This is a genomic window from Microbacterium sp. MYb54 (assembly GCF_002979515.1).
Lineage (GTDB): Bacteria > Actinomycetota > Actinomycetes > Actinomycetales > Microbacteriaceae > Microbacterium.
On record NZ_PCPA01000005.1, the window covers coordinates 13118 to 37428 of the forward strand.

General features: G+C 68.6%; 22 protein-coding genes. 15 read left to right on the forward strand and 7 right to left on the reverse strand.

All coding sequences use genetic code 11. The annotated features are described in order from the left end of the window. The first annotated feature begins 23 nt into the window (after positions 1 to 23). A complete protein-coding gene (locus CQ040_RS07045) occupies positions 24 to 5564 on the forward strand; it encodes a DUF11 domain-containing protein (protein ID WP_105526319.1) in 5541 nt (1846 codons plus the stop codon). Positions 5565 to 5801: 237 nt separating this feature from the next. After that, the gene (locus tag CQ040_RS07050; RefSeq protein ID WP_105526318.1) at positions 5802 to 6665 is read left to right on the forward strand and encodes an EamA family transporter; all 864 of its coding nucleotides are present in this window, start codon (positions 5802 to 5804) and stop codon (positions 6663 to 6665) included. On the opposite strand, the gene CQ040_RS07055 is transcribed toward CQ040_RS07050, so the two are convergent. Next, on the reverse strand, positions 6666 to 7322 hold the full coding sequence (locus CQ040_RS07055) for a response regulator transcription factor (protein WP_258131245.1): 657 nt from the start codon (positions 7320 to 7322) through the stop codon (positions 6666 to 6668). Positions 7323 to 7720: 398 nt separating this feature from the next. Here CQ040_RS07055 and CQ040_RS07060 point away from each other — a divergent pair, with 398 nt between their 5' ends. Then, positions 7721 to 8692 carry a sensor histidine kinase gene (locus tag CQ040_RS07060; protein WP_258131244.1) on the forward strand — a complete coding sequence of 324 codons (972 nt, stop codon included), beginning with the start codon at positions 7721 to 7723 and terminating at the stop codon, positions 8690 to 8692. A gap of 258 nt (positions 8693 to 8950) precedes the next feature. On the opposite strand, the gene CQ040_RS07065 is transcribed toward CQ040_RS07060, so the two are convergent. Continuing rightward, positions 8951 to 9694, reverse strand: coding sequence for a GntR family transcriptional regulator (locus CQ040_RS07065; protein WP_258131243.1), 744 nt, complete (start codon positions 9692 to 9694; stop codon positions 8951 to 8953). Positions 9695 to 9863: 169 nt separating this feature from the next. Between CQ040_RS07065 and CQ040_RS07070 the strand changes: the two genes are divergently transcribed. From CQ040_RS07070 to CQ040_RS07095, 6 genes are all read left to right on the forward strand, one after another. Next, positions 9864 to 10793 (forward strand): phosphate/phosphite/phosphonate ABC transporter substrate-binding protein, encoded by a 930-nt coding sequence (locus tag CQ040_RS07070; protein WP_105526315.1) that lies wholly within the window; start codon positions 9864 to 9866, stop codon positions 10791 to 10793. A gap of 108 nt (positions 10794 to 10901) precedes the next feature. After that, positions 10902 to 11732, forward strand: coding sequence for a phosphonate ABC transporter ATP-binding protein (gene phnC / locus CQ040_RS07075; protein WP_105526314.1), 831 nt, complete (start codon positions 10902 to 10904; stop codon positions 11730 to 11732). Beyond that, positions 11729 to 13486, forward strand: a complete 1758-nt coding sequence (gene phnE, locus CQ040_RS07080; RefSeq protein ID WP_105526313.1) for a phosphonate ABC transporter, permease protein PhnE — start codon at positions 11729 to 11731, stop codon at positions 13484 to 13486. The genes phnC and phnE overlap by 4 nt, the downstream gene beginning before the upstream one ends. Then, entirely contained in the window at positions 13483 to 14622 is a 1140-nt protein-coding gene (locus CQ040_RS07085) for a TIGR03364 family FAD-dependent oxidoreductase (protein ID WP_105526312.1), read from the forward strand. The genes phnE and CQ040_RS07085 overlap by 4 nt, the downstream gene beginning before the upstream one ends. Further along, a complete protein-coding gene (locus tag CQ040_RS07090) occupies positions 14619 to 15326 on the forward strand; it encodes a phosphonatase-like hydrolase (RefSeq protein WP_105526311.1) in 708 nt (235 codons plus the stop codon). Before CQ040_RS07085 ends, CQ040_RS07090 begins: the two co-directional genes overlap by 4 nt. An 11-nt stretch (positions 15327 to 15337) precedes the next feature. Continuing rightward, positions 15338 to 16426 (forward strand): alcohol dehydrogenase catalytic domain-containing protein, encoded by a 1089-nt coding sequence (locus CQ040_RS07095; RefSeq protein ID WP_105526310.1) that lies wholly within the window; start codon positions 15338 to 15340, stop codon positions 16424 to 16426. Between the two features lie 19 nt (positions 16427 to 16445). On the opposite strand, the gene CQ040_RS07100 is transcribed toward CQ040_RS07095, so the two are convergent. Both CQ040_RS07100 and CQ040_RS07105 read right to left on the reverse strand, forming a co-directional pair. Continuing rightward, positions 16446 to 16859, reverse strand: a complete 414-nt coding sequence (locus CQ040_RS07100; protein WP_105526309.1) for a CBS domain-containing protein — start codon at positions 16857 to 16859, stop codon at positions 16446 to 16448. Continuing rightward, positions 16856 to 17335: an FHA domain-containing protein gene (locus CQ040_RS07105; protein WP_105526308.1), complete on the reverse strand. Its 480-nt coding sequence runs from the start codon at positions 17333 to 17335 to the stop codon at positions 16856 to 16858. Before CQ040_RS07105 ends, CQ040_RS07100 begins: the two co-directional genes overlap by 4 nt. A 193-nt stretch (positions 17336 to 17528) precedes the next feature. Here CQ040_RS07105 and CQ040_RS07110 point away from each other — a divergent pair, with 193 nt between their 5' ends. The 3 genes from CQ040_RS07110 to CQ040_RS07120 all read left to right on the forward strand — a co-directional run bounded on the left by CQ040_RS07110 (position 17529) and on the right by CQ040_RS07120 (position 19931). Further along, positions 17529 to 17876, forward strand: a complete 348-nt coding sequence (locus CQ040_RS07110; RefSeq protein WP_105526307.1) for an ATP-dependent DNA ligase — start codon at positions 17529 to 17531, stop codon at positions 17874 to 17876. 201 nt (positions 17877 to 18077) lie between these two features. After that, a complete protein-coding gene (locus CQ040_RS07115) occupies positions 18078 to 18962 on the forward strand; it encodes an SDR family oxidoreductase (RefSeq protein WP_105526347.1) in 885 nt (294 codons plus the stop codon). Between the two features lie 51 nt (positions 18963 to 19013). Then, positions 19014 to 19931: a DMT family transporter gene (locus CQ040_RS07120; protein ID WP_105526346.1), complete on the forward strand. Its 918-nt coding sequence runs from the start codon at positions 19014 to 19016 to the stop codon at positions 19929 to 19931. Here the strand turns inward: CQ040_RS07120 and CQ040_RS07125 are convergent. Both CQ040_RS07125 and CQ040_RS07130 read right to left on the reverse strand, forming a co-directional pair. Further along, positions 19903 to 20682: a membrane protein insertase YidC gene (locus CQ040_RS07125; protein WP_105526306.1), complete on the reverse strand. Its 780-nt coding sequence runs from the start codon at positions 20680 to 20682 to the stop codon at positions 19903 to 19905. The genes CQ040_RS07120 and CQ040_RS07125 overlap by 29 nt on opposite strands. Positions 20683 to 20748: 66 nt before the next feature. Next, on the reverse strand, positions 20749 to 21021 hold the full coding sequence (locus CQ040_RS07130) for a DUF6412 domain-containing protein (RefSeq protein ID WP_105526305.1): 273 nt from the start codon (positions 21019 to 21021) through the stop codon (positions 20749 to 20751). Positions 21022 to 21118: 97 nt separating this feature from the next. On the opposite strand from CQ040_RS07130, the gene CQ040_RS07135 reads away from it, so the two are divergent. The 3 genes from CQ040_RS07135 (at position 21119) to CQ040_RS07145 (ending at position 23094) form a co-directional block, all read left to right on the forward strand. Further along, positions 21119 to 22165, forward strand: a complete 1047-nt coding sequence (locus CQ040_RS07135) for a nitronate monooxygenase family protein (protein ID WP_105526304.1) — start codon at positions 21119 to 21121, stop codon at positions 22163 to 22165. Positions 22166 to 22444: 279 nt separating this feature from the next. Then, the gene (locus tag CQ040_RS07140) at positions 22445 to 22702 is read left to right on the forward strand and encodes a type II toxin-antitoxin system Phd/YefM family antitoxin (protein ID WP_105526303.1); all 258 of its coding nucleotides are present in this window, start codon (positions 22445 to 22447) and stop codon (positions 22700 to 22702) included. Then, entirely contained in the window at positions 22699 to 23094 is a 396-nt protein-coding gene (locus tag CQ040_RS07145; RefSeq protein WP_105526302.1) for a type II toxin-antitoxin system VapC family toxin, read from the forward strand. Before CQ040_RS07140 ends, CQ040_RS07145 begins: the two co-directional genes overlap by 4 nt. A 321-nt stretch (positions 23095 to 23415) precedes the next feature. Here CQ040_RS07145 and purU read toward each other — a convergent pair whose 3' ends face one another. Further along, positions 23416 to 24267, reverse strand: a complete 852-nt coding sequence (purU, locus tag CQ040_RS07155) for a formyltetrahydrofolate deformylase (RefSeq protein ID WP_028502556.1) — start codon at positions 24265 to 24267, stop codon at positions 23416 to 23418. Positions 24268 to 24311 lie beyond the last annotated feature (44 nt).

A 24311-nucleotide genomic window follows, 5' to 3' on the forward strand; every position in this document is an offset into this window, starting at 1 on the left:
CCAGTAACCGGGGAGTCTTTCACATGCGTGCGAACACACGTCTGTCCATCCGTCGTGCAATCGCCGGGGCCACATCCGCACTGTTGCTGGCAGCAGGCCTCACGGTGGTGACCGAAGCGGTCGCACCGACATCGGCATCGGCAGCGCAGAATCCGACGAGCTGTCAGGGAACGGTCGCGCTCGTCAACGGCAGCTTCGAGTCGCCGGTGATCCCGAATGCGTCGGTGTCGTTGCCGTCGGCTGACCTGGTCCCCGGATGGTGGACTACCGACAGCCTGGGCCAGATCGAGCTGTGGAGCAGCGGGTTCAACGGCGTCACCGCGGGCGCAGGCCGACAGTTCGCCGAGCTCAACGCCAACAGTGCCAGCAGGCTCTACCAGGACGTGGCGACCACACCGGGACAGACGCTCTCCTGGTCGCTCAAGCACCGGGGGCGCAGCGGCACCGACGTGATGCGCGTCATGATCGGCACCCCCACCGGGGCTCTCGTCCAGAGCGGCCCCAACCTCTCCGACGGCACGGCGGCCTGGGGCACCCACACGGGCACCTACGTCGTCCCGGCGGGTCAGACAGTGACGCGATTCGGGTTCGAGGCGGTCAGCTCGGCTGGCGGCAACGCCTCCGTCGGCAACTTCCTCGACGACATCACGTTCGGTACCGGCCCCTGCCTCATCACCACCAAGTCGGTGACCAACCTCAACCGTGCCGGCACGACCGCAGAGGTCGGCGACACGCTGCGCTACACCGTCACGACCAACAACGGCGGCGGAAACCCCGCCCTGCAGTCGGTGTCGTCCGACATTCTCGCGAGCGGGATCGACTTCGTCCCCGGCTCCCTCAAGATCATCAGCGGCGCGGGCACGGGCAACCTCACCGATGCCACCGGCGACGACCGCGGCTCCTACACTTCGGGCAACCGCACGGTGCAGGTGCGCCTCGGTGACGGCGGCACAGCGACGGCCGGCGGATCCATCGGGGTAGGAGCGAGCACCAGCTACACGTTCGATGCGAAGGTCAATCTCTCGGCCGCAGCGGGCACGATCATCAACGAGGCGCGAGTCGCGTTCCGAGACAACGTCGTCGGCCAGGACCGCACCTCGATCAGCCAGGAGACGCAGACGCCGGTGAACGCTGCCGCCGACCTCGCGATCACGAAGTCGCTCGACACCGACCCGATCGTCGCAGGACAGCCGGTCAACTTCACCATCGGCGTCACCAACATCGGCCCGCAGACGGCGACCGGCGTGGCGGTCACCGACCCCGTGCCCGCAGGCATCACGAACGTCACCGCCACCTCGCCCGGCGCAACCTGCACGGTCACGGGAACGGTGACCTGTGCCGTTCCCGACATGGCGGTCGGGCAGAGCGTGCAGATCCAGGTGACCGGCACGCTGTCGCCCTCGGGCAACCCCGGTGCCGCGCTGTCGAACACGGCGACGGTCTCCGGCACACGCACCGATCCGAACCTCGCGAACAACACCGCGAGCGTCATGAGCACGATGTCGGCCGTGACCGACGTCTCGATCATCAAGACCTTCTCCCCGTCGACCCCGGTCGCCGGTGAGCAGGTGACCTACACGCTCTCGGTCTTCAACGCCGGGCCGTCCGAAGCGCGCAACGTCGTGGTCACCGACCCGCTGGACCCGGACACGACCTTCATCAGCGCCGACCCGGGACAGGGGACGTGTACGGCCCAGGCGTCGATGCTCACCTGTCAGGTGGGCACGCTCGCTCCAGGGGCGAGCTCCGTCGAGACCTTCGTCGTGGTGGAGATCAACCCCGGTGCCACCGCCGTTCTCCAGAACACGGCGACGGTGACCACGAGCACCACCGACACGAACCCCGCGAACAACGTGTCGTCGGTCAGCTTCCAGCCCGACGTGATCGCCGACATGGCCGTCGTCAAGACCGCATCGGCGGCCCAGGTCTCCGCGGGTGACACGATCGACTTCACCCTCGCAGTGCGCAACCTCGGTTCGTCGGATGCCGTCAACGTCGCGCTCGTCGACACCATGCCCGCCGGATTCAGCGTGACCGGTGTCGATGGCCCGCCCGGAGTCAACTGCACCTCCACCGGAACCTCGATCATGTGCAACTGGGCCTCGTTCCCGGTCGGCGGTCCGGCGAACGTCGTCGTGCATGCGGTCGTGGCCGCTGACGCCCCCGTCGGCACCGTGACGAACACCGCGTCGGTGGCTGCTCCCGCCGCCGACCGCGACACCACGAACAACTCGAGCTCCGTCGACGTCGAGGTCGTCCAGAGCGCCGACCTGAGCATCCTGAAGACGGCACCCGCGACCGGTGAACCCGGCAGCGCGTTCACCTACACGCTCACGGTCGCGAACGGCGGTCCGTCCGTCGCTCGCGGCGCCTCGCTCACCGACACCCTCCCCGCCGGCTTCCTCGATGCCACCGTCAACGACCCCGGTTGCTCGATCGTCGGTGGAACGGTCGGATGCGAACTCGGTGACATCGCTCCGGGCGGCTCCGTCGTCGTCCAGGTGACGGGCACGTGGAGCACGACGGCCACCGGCGTCGTCTCGAACACGGCGACGACCACCTCGTCGACGCCCGATCCGAACACCGGCAACAACACCTCGACGGTCAACGTGACCCTCGCTCCGAACGCCGATGTGAGTGTCGTGAAGACCACGTCGACCCCGACCGTGCCGCTCGGGGGTGTGGCCACGTTCGAGGTGACCGTGGCCAACGGCGGGCCCTCGGCCGCTGCCGGCGTCGTGGTCGAAGATCTCCTGCCCGTGGGCTTCATGCTCACCGGCGCCACCCCGTCCATCGGCACCTGGTCTGCGGAGGACGCACGCTGGACCGTCGGCACCCTCCTGCCCGGTGAATCCGCGATGATCACGGTGACGGCATCCGTCCACCTGGAGGGCTCGCTCACGAACACCGCGACGGCGAGCTCGCGGACGCCGGATCCCGACCTGTCCAACAACACCGACACGGCGACCGTCGTCGTGACCCCGTCGGCAGACCTCGCGATCGTGAAGACGATCTCGGCGAACCCGGCGCCGCTCAACGGCCTCGTGACCTACACGCTCGTCGTGACCAACAGCGGGCCGAGCATCGCCGCAGCCGTCGCGGTCTCCGACTCCCTTCCCGCAGGACTGCTGAGCCCGACGAGCACCACCCCTGGTTGCACGATCACGGGTTCGCAGCTCGAGTGCACCCAGCCGACGCTGGCCGTCGGCGCGACCTTCACGGCGACCGTGAGTGGAACGGTCGATCCGTCGATCGCGGGTACGACGCTGTCGAACACGGCGACGGTGACCTCGACCACTCCCGATCCCGACCCGAGCGACAACACGTCTAACGTGACCGTCCCGGTGTCAGGCACCCCGCAGGTCGAGCTCGTGAAGAGCGTCGGCACCCCGATCGACAGCAATGAAGACGGACGTGTCGGCGCGGGCGACAAGGTCGATTACACCTTCACGATCCGCAACACCGGAGATGTCACGCTGACCAGCGCGATCATCACCGACCCGCTCCTGGGCGGCGCGGTGGCCTGCGCCGAGTTCTCCGCTCCGCTCGTGCCCGGTGCAGAGGTCGAGTGCGCGCCCCTTCCGTACTTCCTCACCCAGGCGGATGTGGATGCCGGAACAGTGCACAACACCGCTTCGGTGGTGGCACAGTCGACACAGGGACCCGCAAGCGACGACGCCGAGGCGAACGTCACGATCGCAGCGACCAACAGCATCAACCTCGCCAAGACGCCCGCGACGGTCGTCGATGTGGACGGCGACTCGGCCGTCGGCGCCGGCGACACCGTGGACTACACGTTCACCGTGACCAACAACGGGACCACGACACTGCAGAACGCCGTGATCACCGACGCGATGCTCGGCGGCACCGTGGTCTGCGCTGAGCTGGGCGGTGTCTCGCTCGCGCCCGGCCAGACGGTCTCCTGCGCCCCGATCACCTACACCCTCACGCAGGGGGACATCGACGGCGGCCTCGTGCACAACGAGGCCTCCGTCACGGCGAACGCGCCGATCGGCACGGTGTCCGACACCGCGCAGGCCGATGTCGACATCACCGGTACCGCCGCGATCAACCTGGTCAAGAACGTCGGGCGCGTGCTCGACGCCAACGGCGACGGCTTCATCGGCGCCGGGGACACGGTGGAGTACACCTTCACGGTCCGCAACCTCGGCACCACGACGCTCGCCGGTGTCACGGTCTCCGATCCCCTCCTCGGTGCCGGCACGCTCTGCACGATCGGGGCTCTCGCGGTCGGGGGCTCTGCAGACTGCGGTCCGTTCACCTACACGCTGACGCAGGCCGATGTGGAGGCCGAGATCGTCCGCAACACCGCCACGACGAACGGCACGAGTCCGCTCGGGCCGGTGACCGATGACGCATCGGCAGACGTCGTGATCACGGGAACCAGCGCGATCGAACTGACCAAGACGGCCGGAGCGATCGATCTCGGAGCCGACGGCAGGGTCGGTGCCGGTGACACGGCCGGCTACACGTTCACGATCCGCAACACCGGCACGACGGTCCTCCGCGACATCGTGCTCGATGACCCGCTGCTCGGCGGAGCCATCGGCTGCCCGGCACTCGTCGGCCTCGAACTGAACCCGGGCGACGATGTCGACTGTGGCCCGGTCGACTACGCGCTCACGCAGCAGAACGTCGACGAGGGGACCGTGCACAACGTGGCCACCGTCGAGGGGCAGTCGCGCAACGGCAGCGCCGAAGATGAGGCAGAGGCTGATCTCCGGGTCGCCGGCACCGACGACATCTCGCTGCTGAAGTCCGCCGCGGCCGTCGTCGATGCGAACGGCAACGGACGCACGGATGCCGGAGACACGATCGCCTACACGTTCACGGTGACGAACGAGGGTACAACGACCCTCACGGGCGTCTCGGTCAGCGATCCGCGTCTCGGCGCGGCCGTCACGTGCGATGCGACCGAGCTCGCCCCGGGGGAATCGACCGTCTGCGCGGCGGGATCTCCTGCGGTCCTCACGCAGGCGGAGATCGATGCGGGTGAGATCGAGAACACGGCGACCGCTACCGGTACCGGCACCTCGGAGATCCCCCCGGTCGACACCGACACCGTGGTGACCCCGCTCGTGGCGCAGCCCGCGATCGCCCTCGTCAAGACCGGCGGCGACTACGTCGACGTCGATCGCGACGGCAAGATGAATGCGGGTGACACGATCGCGTTCCGGTTCACGGTGACCAACACCGGCGCGGTGACGCTGACCGATGTGAAGATCGACGACCCGAAGCTGGGTGGTGCCATCGCGTGCACGATCCCCGACCTCGCGCCGGGAGCGACGGCGAACTGCGGACCGACGACCTACGTCCTCACCGCAGCGGATGTCGCATCGACCAAGGTCGTCAATGTCGCAACCGTCAGCGGCGTCGGTGCGACCGTGACGGTCACTGCGGCCGCCACGGCCACGGTCGACCTGAGCGGACTCGCGGCGACCGGTGGCGTGATCACCGGGATCGGCTGGGCGCTCGCGCTGCTCGCGATCGGAGCCCTGGTGTTCCTGATCGCCCGCGTGCGACGTCGCGAAGTCGAGGTCTGACGCCGGCCCGTCTGACCAAGCGCCCCGCTCGATGTTCGAGCGGGGCGCTTGCTCGTTTCCCGGGTGTTCATCCTGGCGCGCTACGGTTGTTTCGATAGCGCCTAGGGTTCCGGGGTTCACACCCGTCTGGTCCGAGCGGCGCCACGGCCCTCCTCCGCAGGAGAGCCGTCATCTGACAGGACAAAAGCCCGGAGGACCCTGTTCGTCGCGCCGCGCGCCGGACGGAAGGGTCTCGTCGTGTCTCCCCTCGCGTTCGTCCTGGTCTTCGGCGCAGCCATCGCCCACGCCGCGTGGAACATCATCGCCCACGGCATCAGCAAGGCCGGAGCCCCGTTCCTGTGGTGGGGCGCCGTCGCCAGCACGGTCGTGTGGGTCGGCGCCGTGCCGTTCACGGGTGGTCTCGGTGCCGACGATCTCGGATCGTTCGTCCTCGGTGTCGCCGTCTCCTCAGTGCTGCACGTCGGGTACATGGCGGTGCTGCAGCGGGGGTACCGCGAGGGGAATCTCTCCACGGTCTATGCCACCGCGCGGGGCACCGGCCCGTTCCTATCGGTGATCGTGGCCGTGCTGCTGCTGGGCGAGCGTCCGTCGGCCATCGCGCTCGTCGGCGTCGCGGCCGTGATCGTCGGAGTCGTCGCGATCGGACTCGTCGACCGGGTGAGCGGCGGCGGTGCTCGGCGGATCGACCCCGGCATCGTCTTCGGTCTGCTCACCGGAGTGGCGATCGCGGTCTACACGATCTGGGACGCACACGTGGTGCGCACCTGGAACCTCTCGCCGGTCGCCTTCATGGTCGGCACCACACTGCTGCAGGTGCCCTTCTACTCGATTGCCGTGCGCAGGCGCTGGGGCGCGGTCTGGGCGCTCGGACGCACGCAATGGCGCCGTACCCTCGTCTTCGGCATTCTGTCGCCGCTGTCGTACATCCTGGTGCTGACGGCGATCCAGATCGCGCCGGTGGCGCTGGTCGCCCCGCTGCGCGAGGTGAGTGTCGTACTGGTGAGTCTCTTCGGGGTGTTCGTGCTGCGGGAATCGCGGCCGGGGTGGCGGATCGCGGCGTCGCTCGTGGTCGTCGCGGGGATCGTGCTGCTCGCGGTCTGATCAGCGGAAGTTGACGAGCCCGGCGTGCGCGGCGGTCACGAGGATCTGTACGCGGTCGCGCAGGTGCCACTTGGACATCATGCGTCCGAGGTGGGCTTTCACCGTGCCCTCGGAGACGATGAGTGTCTTGGCGATCTCCGCGTTCGACATGCCCTGTGCAAGACACTGGAGCACCTCGACCTCACGGTCGGTGAGCGGCTCGAGCGCAGCGGCATCCGCGGCGACGGGGGTGGAGGCGCGGACGTGCTTGATCAGCATCGATGCGATCCGGGGAGACAGCGAGCTCGCACCGCTGTGCACCTCGCGGACGCCTGCGACGATGTCTTCTGCACTGGAGTCCTTGAGCAGGTAGCCGGATGCGCCGGCGCTCAGCATCGGAAGCACGGTCTCGCTGCCGTCGAGGGTGGTCACGGCGAGAACGCGGACATGCGGCCAGCGTTCGGCGATCACGCCGGTCGCCTCGATGCCGTCCATCTCGGGCATCTGCACGTCCATCATCACGACGTCGGGCTGTTCGCGTTCGACGGTGGCGATCGCTTCGAGGCCGTCCTCTGCCTGCGCGATCACCTTGATCTCCGGGTCGCGGGAGACGAAGTGCGACAACGCCGAACGGACGAGTGGATCGTCGTCGACGATCACGACACGGATTTCCTGCATAGGGGGAAGCCTAACGGCGCGAGCCCCTCATCGTCGGCATGTAGACCTTTGGCCAAAAACCTCTGGACCTGAGACAGATGTGCCCTGAGAAGATCGCCGAGAAGATGAATACAGACATCGACGAACGACTACAAAATGGAGGTGAACGTTATGTCTTTCTGGCAGCAGGTTGGCAAGCTTATCGGTCTCTACCGCTAGAGTACCTGGCGAATAGGAGATAATGAACCATGGCCTTCGACCAGTCGGCCCGGCAGTCCCGGGACTTTCTTCGGCTGAGTCGAGGTGAGCGGCTCAGCGCTATCGAGCGCATCGCGGTTCTGGCCATCGTCTCCGTCATCATCGCCCTAGACGTCCTCGGGCTCTTCACCACTCCAGGTACGAGTCCCGTTACCTCCGTAGTGAGCATTGCGTCCACCGCAGTCCTCGCTCTCTATCTCTGGTCCCCCCTCATCGCGACATGCGCGATGGGTCTCGTCTTCGGGTTGTCGTTCCTCACCGGCACGGAAACCCAGGTGCTGATCACAGCCGCGGTCGCCGCAGCTTTGGTCATGAGACTCGGTTGGACCTCACTTGTGCTGTCGTACATCGGCGGCTTCTTGGTATCGGCGACGATCATCGCCTACGGTGACTCCACCGTTCTGGTCAATGTCGGCATCTATCTCATCTTCGCCACCCTGGCGGGAGCTGTCGGGTTCGCCCTGCGGCTCGCCTTCGCCCGGGGGAGTCGTCTCGAGCGCGAGCTCGAGGAGAGAGCAGAACAAGAACGTCAGGCCGTACTCGCCGAGCGACGATGGATCGCCGGTGAGTTGCACGACAGCATCGCGCACCACCTCACGGTGGTGGCGCTGCACGTGCAGATGCTCGAAGACCCTGCGACCAGCAACGACTCGCAGGAAGCGATCCGCGTCGCCGCTCGCAAGGCGATGACCGATCTCCGCTTCGTGATCGAACTGGCCGATGATGGACCGCAGTCGTCCAGCGTGCAGACGGGCGACCTCGTTGCAGCGATCGACGAGGCGCAGGGCGAGTTCGAGGCCGCAGGTCATTCCGTGGCCCGCGAAGGCAACCCCGCCGATGAGCGCATCCCTCGAGCGGTCGAGATCGTCCTCGCGCGCATCATGCGCGAGTCCGCCACGAACATCCTCAAATACGCAGGTCCCGGCGAGGTGAAGATCGACCTCGCCGTAGACGACGAGGTCGCGCACCTCACGCTGCAGAGCCCCCTCCCGACGACACCGCGCCGTGAGCTCTCCTCCAGTCGCACCGGCCTCGGCCGGATGGCTGAGCGCGTCATGGGCGCGAGCGGCGAGTTCAGTGCCGGCGAAGTCGATGGATTCTGGGTCGTGTCGGCCCGACTTCCGGTCGTCTGATGCTCTAGAGTGTGTGAGCACACCTTTTCGATATCCGCGAGAACCTAGACGAAAGTCTAGAAGAGTCTCGACGTTCGACCCTTCGAAACGGCTTGTGAGCAGTCATATCCTGGAGGCTCCCCAGATAAAGCGTCCCCAGCGCTGCGATCGCGAGCGCGGTCTTTCTGGCTTCTGAAACACTTTGCGCGCTCGCGATCGCCTTTTCTGTGTCAACGGCCGATCTTCCGGCCTCCGAGCTGCCGCTTCTCGCGTGCTCCGCTACGCGCCGACCGCTCGCATGTAGTGTCCGTCGGTGGAGATTCCGGATGCTGCGACCGTGAAGCGCACGACCTCGCTCAGGTAGCGGTCCTCCGAGGCCTCGAAGATCCGCCCCTCCGCGTCACGCGACGTGCGGGTGAGCCGCAGGATGGGCGTGCCGCGTGGGACCCGCAGCAGCGCGGCATCCTGTTCGTCGGCGGCCACGGCATCGATCACGTGCTGCAGTGTGACGATCGGGTGTCCGACGGAGGACAGGTACTCCGTGATCGAGACGTCGTCGAGGTTCACCTCGAACAGCCGGCGACCGGCGACCTCGGTGTAGTTGAGGCGCTCGAGCATGGTCGGACGCCCGTCGAGGAGCCGCAGACGCACCACGCTCACGATCGTGTCGTCCGCTCCGACCCCGAGCGCCGCCCCCATCTCGCCCGCGCGGCGCAGGCTCAACTCCTGGGTCTGCGCGCCCGGCGCGACGCCCAGCTCCCGCGCCCAGCGAGTGAACGGCACCGACACGTCGACGGCCTGATTGGCCTTGCGGGCGACGACTCGCGCCGGGCGCCCGCGGCTGGTCTCGATCAGACCCTCGCCGCGCAGGGCTGCCAGGGCGTTGCGGATCGGACCTCGAGACGTGTGCCATTTCTCGGCGAGATCCGCCTCGGTCGGCACGTCGTCACCAGGACGCAGCGCGCCCGCAGTGATCTGCTCGCGAAGGTCATCGGCGATCTGGGTGTACACAGCTTCTGCCACATAGGCACATTACTTCGTCAGCCCAGGCGGCGCGAGCACGTTTCGGGAGTGTTCATCCAGAAGAATGCTGGGTAAACGAGCTCTGAACTCTTCCGAGTTAGGTACATATCTCGACTCGTCACCTGCGAGAGTCTTCCGTGGATCACCCCTCACACCCTGAAAGGTCCTCATGAAGCTTCGCGCTCTCCCCGCCCTCGCCGGCGTCGCGCTCCTCGCACTCGGCCTCGCTGCCTGTTCCGGCTCCGCAGACGCCGCCGGCACCCCCGCCGCCGACGACTCGTCCTCGGCGAGCGGGTTCGCGGTCGACGAGAACACCCTCGTCTTCGGCGTCGTTCCCGACTCGGTCGACACCGAGACCAACTACCAGCCGCTCATGGACTACATCGCCGAGATCACGGGCAAGACGGTCGAGTACCACGAGTCGACCGACTACGCGGCCCTGATCGAAGCCGCCGTCGCCGGCAAGGTCGACGTCGCGTCGTTCTCCGGCTTCACCTACGTCACCGCCACCAACAACGGCGCGAAGCTCACCCCGATCTCCTCGATCGTGACGGAAGAGGGCCAGGAGCCCGGCTACTTCTCGCAGGCGATCGTCCCTGCGGGAAGCGACATCAAGAGCCTCGAGGACTTCAAGGGCAAGAAGGTCTGCTTCGTCGACCCGTCCTCGACCTCGGGCTACCTGTTCCCGTCGTACAACCTGCTCAAGGCCGGCATCGACCCCAAGACCGACATCACGCCGGTCTTCGCGGGCAAGCACGACGTGAGCGTCACCAAGGTCGGCGAGGGCGTCGAGTGCGAGGCGGGCTTCGCCGAGGACTCCGAGGTCGAGAAGTCGGACAAGGTCAAGGTCATCGACGAGACGATGGTCCCCGGCGCGCCGCTGGTCTACTCGTCGACGCTCCCTGACGACGTCTCGAAGAAGCTCATCGACGGCCTCTCCGAGATCACGATCGACGACATCATCGCCGCGGGCATCGACGGCGCCGACACCGACGCCTTCCGCAGCGTGTTCTACGCCACGAAGCCGGTCGACGACGCGTACTACGACCTGATCCGCGACATCTGCAAGGAGACCGAAGCGGAGCAGTGCCAGGCCTGAGCCCGGCCTGATCCCTTCGCCTCACCCGGCGCCCTCCGTCTCGTCCGCCTCAGGCGGGCGAGACGGAGGGCACCACCGCAAGACCCACGACACCACAGGAGCTACGACATGACCGCCTCGGCATCCGACGCCCTCATCCGCCTCGACGGCGTGACGAAGACCTTCGGGACGACCACCGCGCTGAAGAACGCCTCGCTCGAGGTCTCCCGCGGCGAGATCGTCGTGCTCCTCGGCCTCTCAGGCTCCGGGAAGTCGACCCTGCTGCGCCACCTCGACGGCCTCGAGATCCCCACCGCAGGCTCCGTGGAGGTGCTCGGCTCGCAGGTCCCGTCGCTGAAGGGCAGGGCCCTGCGCGACCTGCGCAGCCGCGTGGGCTTCATCTTCCAGCAGTTCGAGCTCGTCCCCTCCCTCACTGTGCTCGAGAACGTGCTCACCGGTTCGCTGTCCGGAGTGCGCGGACCGCGTCTCGGGCTCTGGGGCTATTCGCGGGCATCGAAGCTCACCGCCCTCGAGCACCTCGACCGCGTCGGCCTGCTCGATCGCGCCTACCAGCGCAGCGACACCCTCTCGGGCGGACAGCAGCAGCGTGTGGCCATCGCCCGTGCTCTCATGCAGAAGCCCGCGATCCTCCTCGCCGACGAGCCGGTCGCCTCGCTCGACCCCGAGTCGAGCGAACAGGTCATGGCGCTGATCCGCGAGATCGCCGCCGACGAGGGCCTCACCGTCGTGTGCAGCCTGCACCAGGTCGACCTCGCGATCTCGTGGGCCGACCGCATCGTCGGCCTGCGCCACGGCGAAGTGGTGCTGGACACCCCGACCGGCGACCTCACCAAGGCCGAGGTCATGGAGATCTACGGCCGCGTCGCCACGACGACCGCCGAGATCCGTGCCGTGGCCGAAGAGCTCGTGGAGGTGGCTGCGCAGGTGGCCGCATCATGACGGCCCTCGATTCCGCGACCGACTCCGCGACCCGCGGCGGTGGCCCGGTGCCCCAGAGCGGCGGGCGCACGGTCGCCGAGCGCGCTCCGAAGCGCCCGATCTCTCCCGAGCGGATCGCGGCATCGCTCACGCTCGTCGCCCTCGTGGTGCTCGGCATCCTCGCCGTGCGTGACGTCGACATCTCGATCCCGGCGATGGTGCAGAGCTGGGGCAATGCCGAGAACTTCATGGCCCGCGTGGGCGGCCTCACCTTCCCGGCCCCCGGCGACCTCGCCTGGCTGATCGCCCTCACCGTGGGACTCGTGCTCGTGGGCACGCTGCTCGCCGCCGTGCTGTCGGTGCCGATCGCCTACCTCGCAGCCTCCAACACCACTCCGGGGAACGGATGGCGAGCCGCCGCACGGTTCATCGGAGTGCTCACCCGGGCGCTCCCCGACGTCGTCCTCGCGATGGCGTTCGTCCTGATGTTCTCGCTCGGCACGCTTCCCGGCATCCTCGCCATCGGCATCCACTCGATCGGCATGATCTCGAAGATGTTCGCCGACGCGATCGAGCAGATCGACGAAGGTCCCCGCCTCGCCATCCGCGCCGCCGGCGGCTCGAAGATGCAGGAGTTCGCATCCGGCATCCTGCCGCAGGTGCTGCCGAGCTGGGTGGCCACCGTGCTGCACCGCAACGACATCAACCTGCGCGGCAGCGTCGTGCTCGGCTACGTCGGCGTCGCCGGCCTCGGCCTCGAGATGTCTTACGCGTTCAAGTCGCTCAACTACGGCAAGGGCCTCGGCATCGCACTGGTGATCTTCATCCTCTGCGTCGCGATGGAGATCGTCTCCAGCATGGTCCGCGGCGCGATGCTGGGGGAACAGAAGCACACGCGCTCGTGGATCGACAGGATTCTGCATCCGCGCCTCGGAGCGAACGCCGCCGCGGCACCCGTCGGTCGCCCCGCCTGGGCAGCGAACCCGCAGACGGCCGTGCGCCGCCCCTGGACCGCGCAGCGCGTGCGTCACACCATCGCCGGTGTCATCGCCGTGCTCGTGGTGGTCGGCAGCATCGTGGTCAGCCAGATCAACTGGATGGACCTCATCACCTTCTGGGCGAAGCTGCCCGAGGTCGCGGCGAAGTTCTGGCCGCCCTCGTTCGGCAACTACGACGCGAGCGCCATGTTCCAGGCGATGCGCGAGACCGTCGCGATCGCTCTCGCCGCCACCGTGCTCACCCTGCTCCCGTCGCTGCTGCTCGGCTCGCTCGCGGCCCGCAACGTCGCTCCGAGCTCGGGTGCACGAGGGACCGCACGACTCCTGCTCGTCGGCATCCGTGGCATCCCGGAGCTGATCCTCGCGATCGTGCTCGTGGTCATCACGGGTCTCGGTGCGCAGGCCGGTGTCATCGCCCTCGCGATCGGCGGGATCGGACTGCTCGGAAAGCTCATCGCCGACTCGTTCGAAGAGGTGGACCGCGGACCGGAGCGCGCACTGCGTGCGGTGGGCGCGACTCGTCTGCAGACCTACACCTCGGCCACCGTGCCGCAGGGCATGCAGGCGCTCATCGGCCACAGCTTCTACATGCTCGACACGAACATCCGCGCGGCGACGATCCTCGGCATCGTCGGCGGCGGTGGCGTCGGGTACTACCTGCTCAACGCCAGCCAGGGCTCGCGCTACGAGACCGTGACGGCGATCGTGCTGATGATCCTCGCCACCGTGCTCGTGGTCGAAGGGCTCGCCATGTGGATGCGGAAGGTGTTCCGATGAATCGCGCTCACGACACGGCAGACGTGGTCGTCGTCGGCTCAGGGATCGTCGGCCTCGGCGCAGCATATGCTGCGGTCCGGCGCGGGCTGCGCGTGATCGTCGTCGACCGTACCGACTCGCCGGTCGGCGCCACGATCCGCAACTTCGGGCACCTCTGCATCGGTGCCCAGGGTGGAGAAGCCCGTCGCTACGCCGACATCTCTCGCGAACTCTGGCTGCGCCTCTCGCAGGATGCGGGCTTCTGGCTGCGCGAATCGGGAACGCTGGTCGCCGCCCGGCACGACGATGAGATCGCCGTACTGGAAGCCGCGTCCCGCGATGGCGGGATCCGGATGCTGGAGGCCACCGAACTCCTGCGCCTCGCGCCGTTGCGCGCCGAGGGTCTCGTGGGCGGCGCGCACATCGAGAGCGACCTGCAGACCGATCCGCGCACGGCCGCCGACGCGATCGTGCGGTACCTGGCGGGGATGGGTGTCGACTTCCGATTCCGCACCGCCGTGACCGCGGTCGGAGCAGGCCAGGTGGAGACCACCCGCGGTTCCATCAGCTGCCAGAACGTGGTCGTCGCGGTGAATCACGACATCGACCAGCTTCTGCCCGAGGTCGCCGAACGGCACGGGATCGTCCGCTGCGCGCTCGACATGATGCGGGCGGCCGTGTCGTTCCGGCATCCGCTCGCCGCACCGCTGCTCACCGGCTGGTCGCTCGTGCGCTACGGAAGATTCTCCGATGGGGCGGAGGCCAACGCGCTGCGGGAACGCCTGCACGCCGAGCGTCCCGACCTCGCTGCGATCGACCTCAACCAGATGTACACGCAGCTCCCCGACGGGACCCTCATCATCGGTGACTCGCACTCCACCGCTGTCGCCCCGGTGCCGTTCCAGCCCGAAGCCGCGTTCACCGCGTTCTTCACCGAGGCGGAGGCGCTGTTCGATGCACCGGCGCCCCGGGTGATCGAGCGCTGGCAGGGCGTGTATGCGAAGGGGCAGCAGGAGTTCCTGATCGATCGGGGTGACGACGGCGTCCTGGTGCTCGCCGCGACGACCGGCATCGGGATGACCACGGGCCTGGGTCTTGCCGAAGAGAATCTCGCCGCCGCCTTCGGGTGGGCGGCAGCAATGGAAGGAACATCATGACCACTCCTCTCGAACTCGTCATCCTCGACATGGCGGGAACCACAGTGCTCGACGACGGCGTCGTCGAGCAGGCATTCCAGCGCGCCGCCGAGCGCACCGGCGTCGCGGATCGGATGCCGTGGGACGAGGCGCTCGACCACGTGCGCGTGACCATGGGGCAGTCGAAGATCGATGTCTTCACGCACCTCTCCGGCGGAGACGTTCCCGCAGCCCAGCGCGCGACGGCCGCCTTCGAGGGCGCCTACGCCGAGATCGTCGCGGAGCAGGGTGTCTCCGAGATCCCCGGTGCCGCCGACGCGATCCAGGGGCTGAAGGATTCCGGGCTGAAGGTCGTGCTCACCACCGGCTTCGCCCCGGTCACCCGTGACGCCCTGATCGACGGCCTCGGCTGGCAGGACCTGATCGACCTCGCGCTGTCGCCGGTCGATGCCGGTCGCGGACGCCCCGCGCCCGACCTCGTGCTCGCGGCGCTGCTGCGCACCCAGGCCTCGTCGGTGCAGGCGGTCGCGGTGGCTGGAGACACGGTGAGCGATGTCGAGTCGGGGCGTCGAGCCGGTGCCGGCTTCGTCGCGGGTGTGCTGACCGGCGCGCACGATCGTCCGGCGCTGAGCGCCGCAGGGGCGGATGCCGTGCTGAGCGATGTCACAGCCTTGCGCGGCGCGCTCGTCCAGCGCGAACTGCTCCCGCTCATCACCACCTCCTGAGAGATCTCGACATGGGAACGCTGCTGATCCGTCCGCCCGGTCATCGGAGGGACGTCGCGCTGCGCCCGGCGGCGACCGCGATGGTCTGGGTCGGCGAAGGGCACGCACACGAGACGATCGCCGTGCCGGGGGTCGCGCTCGCCGACGGCGACGTGCTCGTGGCAGTCGAGATGTCGACCATCTGCGGCTCGGACGTGCACACGGTGCAGGGTCGCCGATCCGCTCCGACACCTCTGGTGCTCGGCCACGAGAGCGTCGGACGGGTCATCGCGACCGGCGACACCGGGGCGCACACGGTCGACGGCACCCCGTTGCGCATCGGCGACCGGGTGGTCTGGTCGGTCACGGTGTCGTGCGCGAGCTGCGACCGCTGCCTGCAGGGGATGCCGCAGAAGTGCCGCGACCTGGGGAAGTACGGGCACGACCGGGTCGGGGCGCACGGCGACCTCACCGGAGCTTTCGCGAGCCACGTGCAGCTGAGGGAGGGGACTGCCATCGTGCGCGTGCCCGAGGCGCTCCCTGCCGCCGTGCTCGCCCCCGCATCGTGTGCGACGGCGACAGCCTGGGCCGCGGTGGCCAGGGCCGCGAAGGACCGCGATCTCGACGGGGCGGCCGTGCGGATCCACGGGGCCGGACTGGTCGGGCTCTCCGCCGCAGCCATCGCCGCCGAGCAGGGAGCGACGGTGGAGGTGCTCGACCCCAATCCGGATCGGCGGGCTCTCGCAGCGCGATTCGGTGCGACGAGCCTCGACCGTGAGCCCGACGTGGTGATCGAGGCGTCGGGGCATGCGGTGAGCGATGCGCTCTCAGGCGTCACCGTCGGAGGCACGGTCGTCCTCGTCGGAAGCGTGTTCCCGGCCGACCCGGTGCCGTTCGATGCCGAGAGCATCGTGCGACGGTTGGTCACGATAGCCGGCATCCACAACTACACCGGGGCGGAGCTGGCCGAGGCCGTCGCGTTCCTGGCGGGACGCGGACGCGCCTACCCGTTCGCGGACGCGGTCGGCGCGGTGCGTGGACTCTTCGAGATCGATGCGGCGCTCGTCGAGGCCGCGGCTCCCGGCGCACCGCTGCGGATCGGACTCGTTCCCGGGCAGTGACCACCTGCGGCATCGCGGGTCACTGCGAGATGCTCTCCACGGTCTTCCCGGTCGTCTCCGCCGACAGCGAGCGGGCGATGTCGGCCTGGCTGACGATGCCGACCAGTCGACGGTCGGCGATCACGGGCAGGCGCCGCACCTGGTTCTCCTGCATCCGGTCGAGGGCGACGCGGATGTCGTCGTCCGCATCCACCGTGACGGGCTTCCCCTTGGCCAGCGCCTGCGCCGGAGTCGTCTCCGGGTCCATCCCGAGGGCGATCGCGCCGACGACGATGTCACGGTCGGTGAGCATGCCCTTCAACTTGCTGTCCTCGCCGCAGATCGGCAGGGCACCGACGTCCAGATCCGCCATCACGGAAGCAGCGATGCGCAGCGAGTCGTTCACCCCGATGCAGCGCGGACTCGGCGTCATGAGGTCGCGGGTGGTGGTCATCGTTCTTCTCCCTCGTCATAGTCCGGCCGAGGAGGCTGCAACGGCTGGTCGGAGTACTCGCCGCCGGCGCGGCCTCCAAAAGGTCGTCCGTGGTCGGCGAACTCGTCCCGGGCGAACACCAGAGCCCACGGCCCCGCGGTGAAGTGCGCGCCCGTGCGGAGCGTCTCGGAGTTCTCGTCCGCGTGAGTCGCATCCACTCCGAGGCTCGCGTTCGTCTCGCCTTCGCCGTGCAGGGTCAGCACATACTCGTCGCGGTCGTCATGCGTGATCGTGGCGTGCACCGGGTCGGTGTCGGCGAGCCGCAGCTCGTTGCCGTCGGCCGAACCGATCAGCACCACGTCGTCGACAAGGGCGAACTCGGTGCGTTCGTCGTCTCTGGAGATGCGCAATCGGGGGTTGCCTGCGCCCCATTGGGCGTGCGTCGTCGTCGGCGTGTAGCCCTCGTCGGGACGGTCATCGATGTGTCTGTCGTTCATGGCACTGCCCTTCTCGCGTTCGAGTGGAATCGAGGCTAGGCTCCGGTCGATCTCTCGCCGAGGGGGTTGACTTCGGCACGTCGATTCGCCAACGGGCACCCCCGCACGGTGAGAGGCGGTTTCCGGCGGCGGAGTGCGCGAGAATGGACCGAAGCCGTCGTCTCGGCCAGGCAGCGACCAAGGAGCACCACCAATGGGAAAGTTCGTCTACGAAGGCGGCGTGAAGACCGAGATCGAGGACCGCGCCCTCACCCATCTGCAGCTCGTCATCACCGCGAAGCTGCGACGCGGAGAGCCCTTCCCGTTCAGCTGGCGTGAAGACGCGAGTGTGGGCGGCGGACGCACCACCGTGTGGATCCAGCCCGGCAGCTCCCTCGTCTTCAAGTACTTCGGCAGTCGCCAGCCCTCCATCAACCGGGCCTGGATCGAGGCGCTCGCGTTCACGGCGAATGCTCCGAGCGGTCTCTACCTCGTTCCCGAGCCCGCCGAGGCCGGCGACGAGCCCGGCGTCGGAGAGGTTCCGGTCACCCCGCCGCTCTGACGTACCGGGCTCACATCGAGCCCCCATCGACGTCATCGAGACCCACCCGCGGACGCGCATCCGCCGGTGGGTCTCGTCTTGCGTGTGGGTGACGACGGCACCCGTCCGACGACGCGGCCTGTCAACCCCCTGCCGGAAGGTGAGGGCATCGGAGAGTGTGGTTCTCAGGACGACACGTTCGACGAGATCAGGAGGACCGGTATGACCGACGACACCACCGACCCCCGGCACGCGCATCGCGAAGAGGGCTTCCCCGCACAGCACCAGGATCAGCCGGGGCTGACGGACGAGACCCGACCCGAACCGGACCACGGCGAACGGACCTACATCGGCCACGGTTGCCTGGAAGGGCGTCGTGCGCTCATCACGGGCGGTGATTCCGGGATCGGTCGAGCCGTCGCGATCGCCTTCGCGCGCGAGGGCGCCGATGTCGCGATCGCGCACCTGCCCGAAGAACAAGATGATGCCGAGGACACGCTCGCCCTGGTCCGCGAGACGGGCCGCACGGGTGTGGGCTTCGCCGGCGATCTGCGGGACGAGGCGTTCGCGACCGAGATCGTGGCGGGCACGCGGAGTGAACTGGGCGGACTCGACGTGCTGGTCCTCAACGCCGGGTACCAGCACGACATCGACGGCTTCGAGAACCTGGAGACCGACCGGATGCGCCGGGTGTTCGACACGAACCTGGCGGGCCTGCTGTTCTCCGCCCGCGCGGCGTATCCCGACCTCGAGCCCGGAGCGAGCATCATCGTGACGGCATCCATCCAGGCCTACAACCCCTCGCCCGGGCTGATCGACTACGCCATGACGAAGGCTGCTCAGGTGGCGTTCGTGAAGGCGCTCGCCGAAGAGGCAGGGCCTCGGGGAATCCGCGTCAACGCCGTCGCTCCCGGCCCGATCTGGACGCCCTTGATCCCCGCGACGGGGTGGGACGCGGAACGCCTGGCGATGTTCGGCGCCGACACTCCGCTCGGACGCGCGGGACAGCCGGCGGAACTCGCGGGCGCGTACGTGTATCTGGCGTCGACCGAGTCCTCGTACACCTCCGGATCGGTCATCGCTGTCACGGGCGGCAAGGCCCTCTGATCCGAGCGCGGGCGGCGGCGCCGGAAGGGTGCCGCCGCCTAAGCTTGTGTGGTGCAGAAGCCCGCCGCGTCCAGTCCCCTCGTGGGGGTCGCGCTCGTCATCGGCTCCTGCCTCTCGCTGCCGTTCGGCGCCGCGGTCGCAGCCCAGCTGTTCCCGGTGCTCGGGCCCTGGGGCGTGACATCGCTGCGCGTCGCGATCGCCGCGATCCTCCTGGTCGTCATCGTGCGGCCGAAACCGCGGAAGTGGACCCGCCCGCAGTGGCTCGCCGCCGTGCTCTTCGGTGTCTCACTGGCTGCCATGAACGGCTTCTTCTACGCCGCGATCGACCGCATCCCGCTGGGGCCGGCCGTTGCGATCGAGTTCCTCGGTCCGCTCGTGCTCGCCGCAGTGCTCACCCGCCGGCTCGGGGACTTCGCGTGGGTCGGCGTCGCCCTCCTCGGCATGGTGGTGTTGGGCATCGACGGCCTGATCGGCGCCGAGCCGCTCGACCCGCTCGGAGTCGTGTTCATCCTGATCGCGGCCGGCTTCTGGGTCATGTATATCCGGATGAGCGCACGCGTGGGTGCGCTCATCCCCGGCAGCAGCGGTCTGGCGATGGGACTCCTCGTCGCCGCGGTACTGCTCATCCCGGTCGGCATCCCGGCAGCCTCGACGGTCGCCATGGACCCGCAGCTGCTGCTCCTCGCGGCCATCACCGCTGTGCTGTCGTCGGTGATCCCGTACAGCTTCGAGCTCGCGGCGCTCCGCCGCCTGCCGCAGCGCGTGTTCGGTGTGCTGCTGAGCCTCGAGCCCGCGTTCGCGACCCTCGCCGGATGGCTGATCCTCGGGCAGGATGCGACGCCGCTGCGGCTGCTGGCCATCGCACTCGTGATCGCCGCGAGCGTCGGGACCACGCTCGGGGTGCGGAGGGACCGCCGAGACGGCGGCCACTCCGGACCCTTCACCGCCCCGATACCGCTGCCCGACTGACCACCGGGGCCGGCAGCGGGAACCGCCGACGCAGAATGACCCGCTGCACGAGCGTCCACACGACTGTGACCGTGAGGTACAGCGCCGCGGCGAGCGGCACGAACGCCGCGAACACCGCTGTCAGGTAGTGCATCGCCGAGACCACGCGCAACATGGCGGGGGAGCTCATCGGAGAGTCGCCGGCATCGACCGGCGTCGGGCGGAACACCCGGCGGGTGACCTCGGCGACTGCGATCATCACCGCAAGCAGCACTCCGAAGACGAGGAACGTCGCCGGGGTGGCCGTGCCCCCGAACAGCGCCGAGACCAGGCTCGTGCCCAGCGGGGCGCCGAACAGGTCGTGCGCGAGCAGCTCGTTCGGGTGCCCGGCGATCTCGGGGCGGAGGAACAGTGTGTAGAGGATGCCGACGACCGGGGCCTGCGCCAGCACCGGAAGCATCCCGGCGAACGGCGAGGTGTTCTCGGCCTTGTACAGCGCCATCGTCTCCTTCTGCAGGCGCTCGGGGTTCTTCTTGTGGCGTCGCTGCAGCTCGCGCAGTCTGGGGGCGAGGCGTGCCCTGGTCTGTTCGGCCTTGGCCTGCGAGATGCCGACGGGGATGAGCAGCGCCCGCACCAGCAGGGTGACGAGCACGACGGCGAGGGCGGCGGCCGAGGCGCCGGCGATGGGGGTGAGGAGGTCGGAGAGCCCGGTCAGGGCGCCGTAGGCGGCATCGAGGAGGGCGGCGAGTGGGGGGAAGGCAAAGGGGTCCATGGAAGTGTCCGTTCGTGGCATCGGGAAGGGTCGGCGAAGGCCGCGTGATCCCGTCGTGTGAACGGACTACGCGGCGGTCGCGACTCCCGGCGCTCGCGGACGCGGATGGCCGGCGGCATCAGGATCGCTCTGCGTGAGAAGGGTGCCGACATCGATGGCCCGAAACGGATGCGGGGCGTCTGCGGTGGCTCCGGGGCGCACGCTCAGCACGAGGGCGAGCGTGAGGGCTGTCACGGCGAGCAGCGCGATCGCGAGACCGAGGGCCGCAGCATCAGGCATCGAGACGAGTCCGAGCGCGGTCGCGACGAAGCTCAGCATCTGCCCGAACCACTCGCTCATGTGCGCGCTCCCGTCTGTAGCGAGGGTATCACCGGGGTCTGCGAGTCAGTCGGTCACGGTCGGCCCCGGAGGTACGCGGCGGGCGTAACGTCGAAGTATGAGTGACCTTCGCGCCCTACTCGGGATCGAGCATCCGATCATCCTCGGCCCGTTCGGTGGGCTCTCCTCGACCACCCTCACCGCCGCGGTCAACGACGCGGGCGGGCTGGGCTCGTTCGGGCTCTACGGCTACGACGGCGACCGCATCCGTGCGACCGGCGCCGAGCTGCGCACCCTGACCGATCGCCCGTACGCGCTGAACATCTGGCTCCCCACCGGTGACGAGGTCGAGCCGAACCCGCAGCACATGATCTTCGCGCAGGCCTTGCAGCCGTTCTACGAGGCGGTCGGCGTCGACGTGCCCGCCCGCCCGGAGCGGTACATCCCGTCGCTCGATGAGCAGCTGGAGGCGATCTGGGATATCGAGCCCGCTGTGCTCAGCGTGGTGTTCGGGGTGCCGTCTGCCGCCGTGGTCGACGAGGCTCACCGTCGCGGCATCCGGATCGTCGGCACGGCGACCACGGTGGCCGAGGCTGTGGCGCTCGACGGGGCAGGTGTGGATGCCATCGTCGCCACCGGAGCCGAGGCCGCGGGGCACCGCGTGTCCTTCCTTCGCCCTGCCGAGGAGTCGCTCGTCGGGACGTTCGCCCTGGTCCCACAGGTCGTGGATGCGGTCGGCGTGCCCGTGATCGCGGCCGGAGGCATCGCCGACCGGCGGGGTGTGGCCGCGGCATTCGCACTGGGGGCTGCAGGCGTGCAGGTCGGGACGGCGTTCCTCGCGACCTCGGAGTCGGCGACGAACCAGGCGCACCGCGACGCCATCCGCGCGACCGCCGCGGACGAGACCGTGCTCACGCGCGCGATGAGTGGACGGTTGGCCCGTGGTGCGCGCAACCGTGCGATGCGTGCGATCGAGGCGAGCGGCACGATCGCTCAGTTCCCGATGCAGAACTGGCTCACCGGACGCTTCCGTATCGCGGCCGGTGAGCAGAACCTCGGCGAGCTGCAGTCGCTGTGGATGGGTCAGGCCGCCCCGCTCGTGAAGTTCGACACCGCCGCCGAGGTGTTCGCGGAGCTGGTGGCGGGGGTTCCGGCAGCTCCCTGACGCTGGCTCGGCTGCGTTCCGGTCGCACTTCCTGCTGTAGGGCCGCGTTCCGGCCGCTCGGCTGTGTTCCGGTCGCACTCCGCGTCGCTCAGCTTCGTTCCGGTCGCACTTCCTGCCGCACCTGACGGCCTCGAGACGACAGGAACTGCGACCGGAACGAAGGGTGCGACCGGAGCGGAGGGTGCGGACGGGAGCGGTGGCGTGACAGCAGGGGGAGCGGGGTGGGTGTGGGTGTTCCGGTCTCTTGTACCTAGCCAGCTAGATGGCTAGGATTGCCAGATGAGCAGTCACAACGTTCTCGAGGCGCGCAACAGTCTGTCGCGGCTGATCGCGGACTCGCAGGCGGGCGAAGACGTCGTCATCACCAAGCGCGGGAAGCCGGTGGCGAAGCTCGTGCCGATCGGGCCGGTCGACCTGGTGCGCAGCGGACGGCTCCTCGTGGAGTGGATCGAGCAGGACCCGCTGCCTCGGCGCCTCTCTCGCTCCGCCGCCGAACTCGATGCCCAGATCGCCGAAAGCCGGGACTCCTGGGAATGATCTATCTGGATTCCTGCATCCTGATCTACGCGATCGAAGACGAGGGGCCCCGGGGTATCGCAGTCCGAGACGCGCTCCGAGAGGTCGACGGAGCGGTGGCATCGAGTCCGCTTGCTCTTCACGAATGTCTGGTCGGCCCTTTGCGCGAACGCAATTCCGAGTTGCGAGACCGCTATCTCGCGATGTTCGAACGGATCGAGGAGGTGGACCTGGATGCTGCGGTCTTCGTCCGCTCGGCCGAGCTGCGCGCCGACTTCGGGTTGAAAACGCCTGACGCCGTGCACCTCGCTGCAGCTCAGATCGCCGGCTGCACCGAGCTGTGGACGAATGACAGACGCCTCGCCGCTGCTTCCCACGGGCTCGCGGTCGACATCCTCAGCGTCCGCGCCTGACCCGGTACGTCCCCGCTGCATTCCTGCCGCACGGCTGCGTTCCGGTCGCGCGGCGGCGTTCCGGTCGCACTTCCTGCCGCACTGACCGCCTTCGAAGCGACGGGAACTGCGACCGGAGCGGAGGGTGCGGACCGGAGCGGAGAGTGCGGACCGGCGCGGAGGCGCGGCCCGGAGTCAGACGGGCGGAGGCGCGGCCCGGAGTCAGACGGGCGCAGGCACGGCCCGGAGTCAGACGGGCGGCGGACGGGCCCGGAGCCAGACGGGCGGCGGACGGGCCCGACACTGCGGGCGGGGGTGCGGTCCGGAGCCAGACGGGGCGGGCTAGAGGATGACGGTGGACTTGCCGTGCACGATCACGCGGTCCTCGGCGTGCCACTGCACTGCGCGGGCGAGCACCTGACGCTCGACGTCGGCGCCACGGCTCTGCAGCTGGGCCGCCGAGTCGGAGTGGGTCACGCGGGTGACGTCCTGCTCGATGATCGGTCCCTCGTCGAGGTCGGCCGTCGCGTAGTGCGCGGTCGCGCCGATCAGCTTGACGCCGCGATCCTTGGCGCGCGCATACGGGTTGGCGCCGATGAACGCGGGCAGGAAGGAGTGGTGGATGTTGATCACCGGTGCATCGAGCCGGGTGATGAAGTCGTCGGTGAGGATCTGCATGTAGCGGGCGAGCACGACCAGGTCGACGTTGCCACGCAACAGGTCGAGCTGACGCTCCTCCATCACCGTCTTGTCGCCGGAGGGGATGTGCACGAAGGGCACGCCGAACGAGCGGACGGCCTCGGCCAGGTCGGGGTGGTTGGAGACGACCATCGTGATGTCGATGTCGAGCTGCCCGCGCTGCGTGCGCCAGAGCAGTTCCATCAGGCAGTGGTCGTACTTCGAGACGAAGATCGCGACCCGCTTGCGCCGCGCGACGTCGTGCAGAGACCACTCCATGCCGAAGCGCTCGGCGACCGTCGCGATGTCGGCCTCGAGGGCGGGGCGGGCCGCCGAAAGCCCGTCGAGGTGGATCACGGTGCGCTGGAAGAAGCGTCCGTTCTCGGAGTCGGTCGAGTGCTGGTCGAGGGAGATGATGTTCGCCCCGTGCTGGGCGAGCACGCCGGCAACGGCGGCGACGATGCCGGGCTGGTCGTCGCAGGCGATGAGCAGGCGGGCGGTATCGGGCTGAGACATGGGGGCTCCTCGAGGGTGTGCATCGATTCTGCCGTGGATGCGCC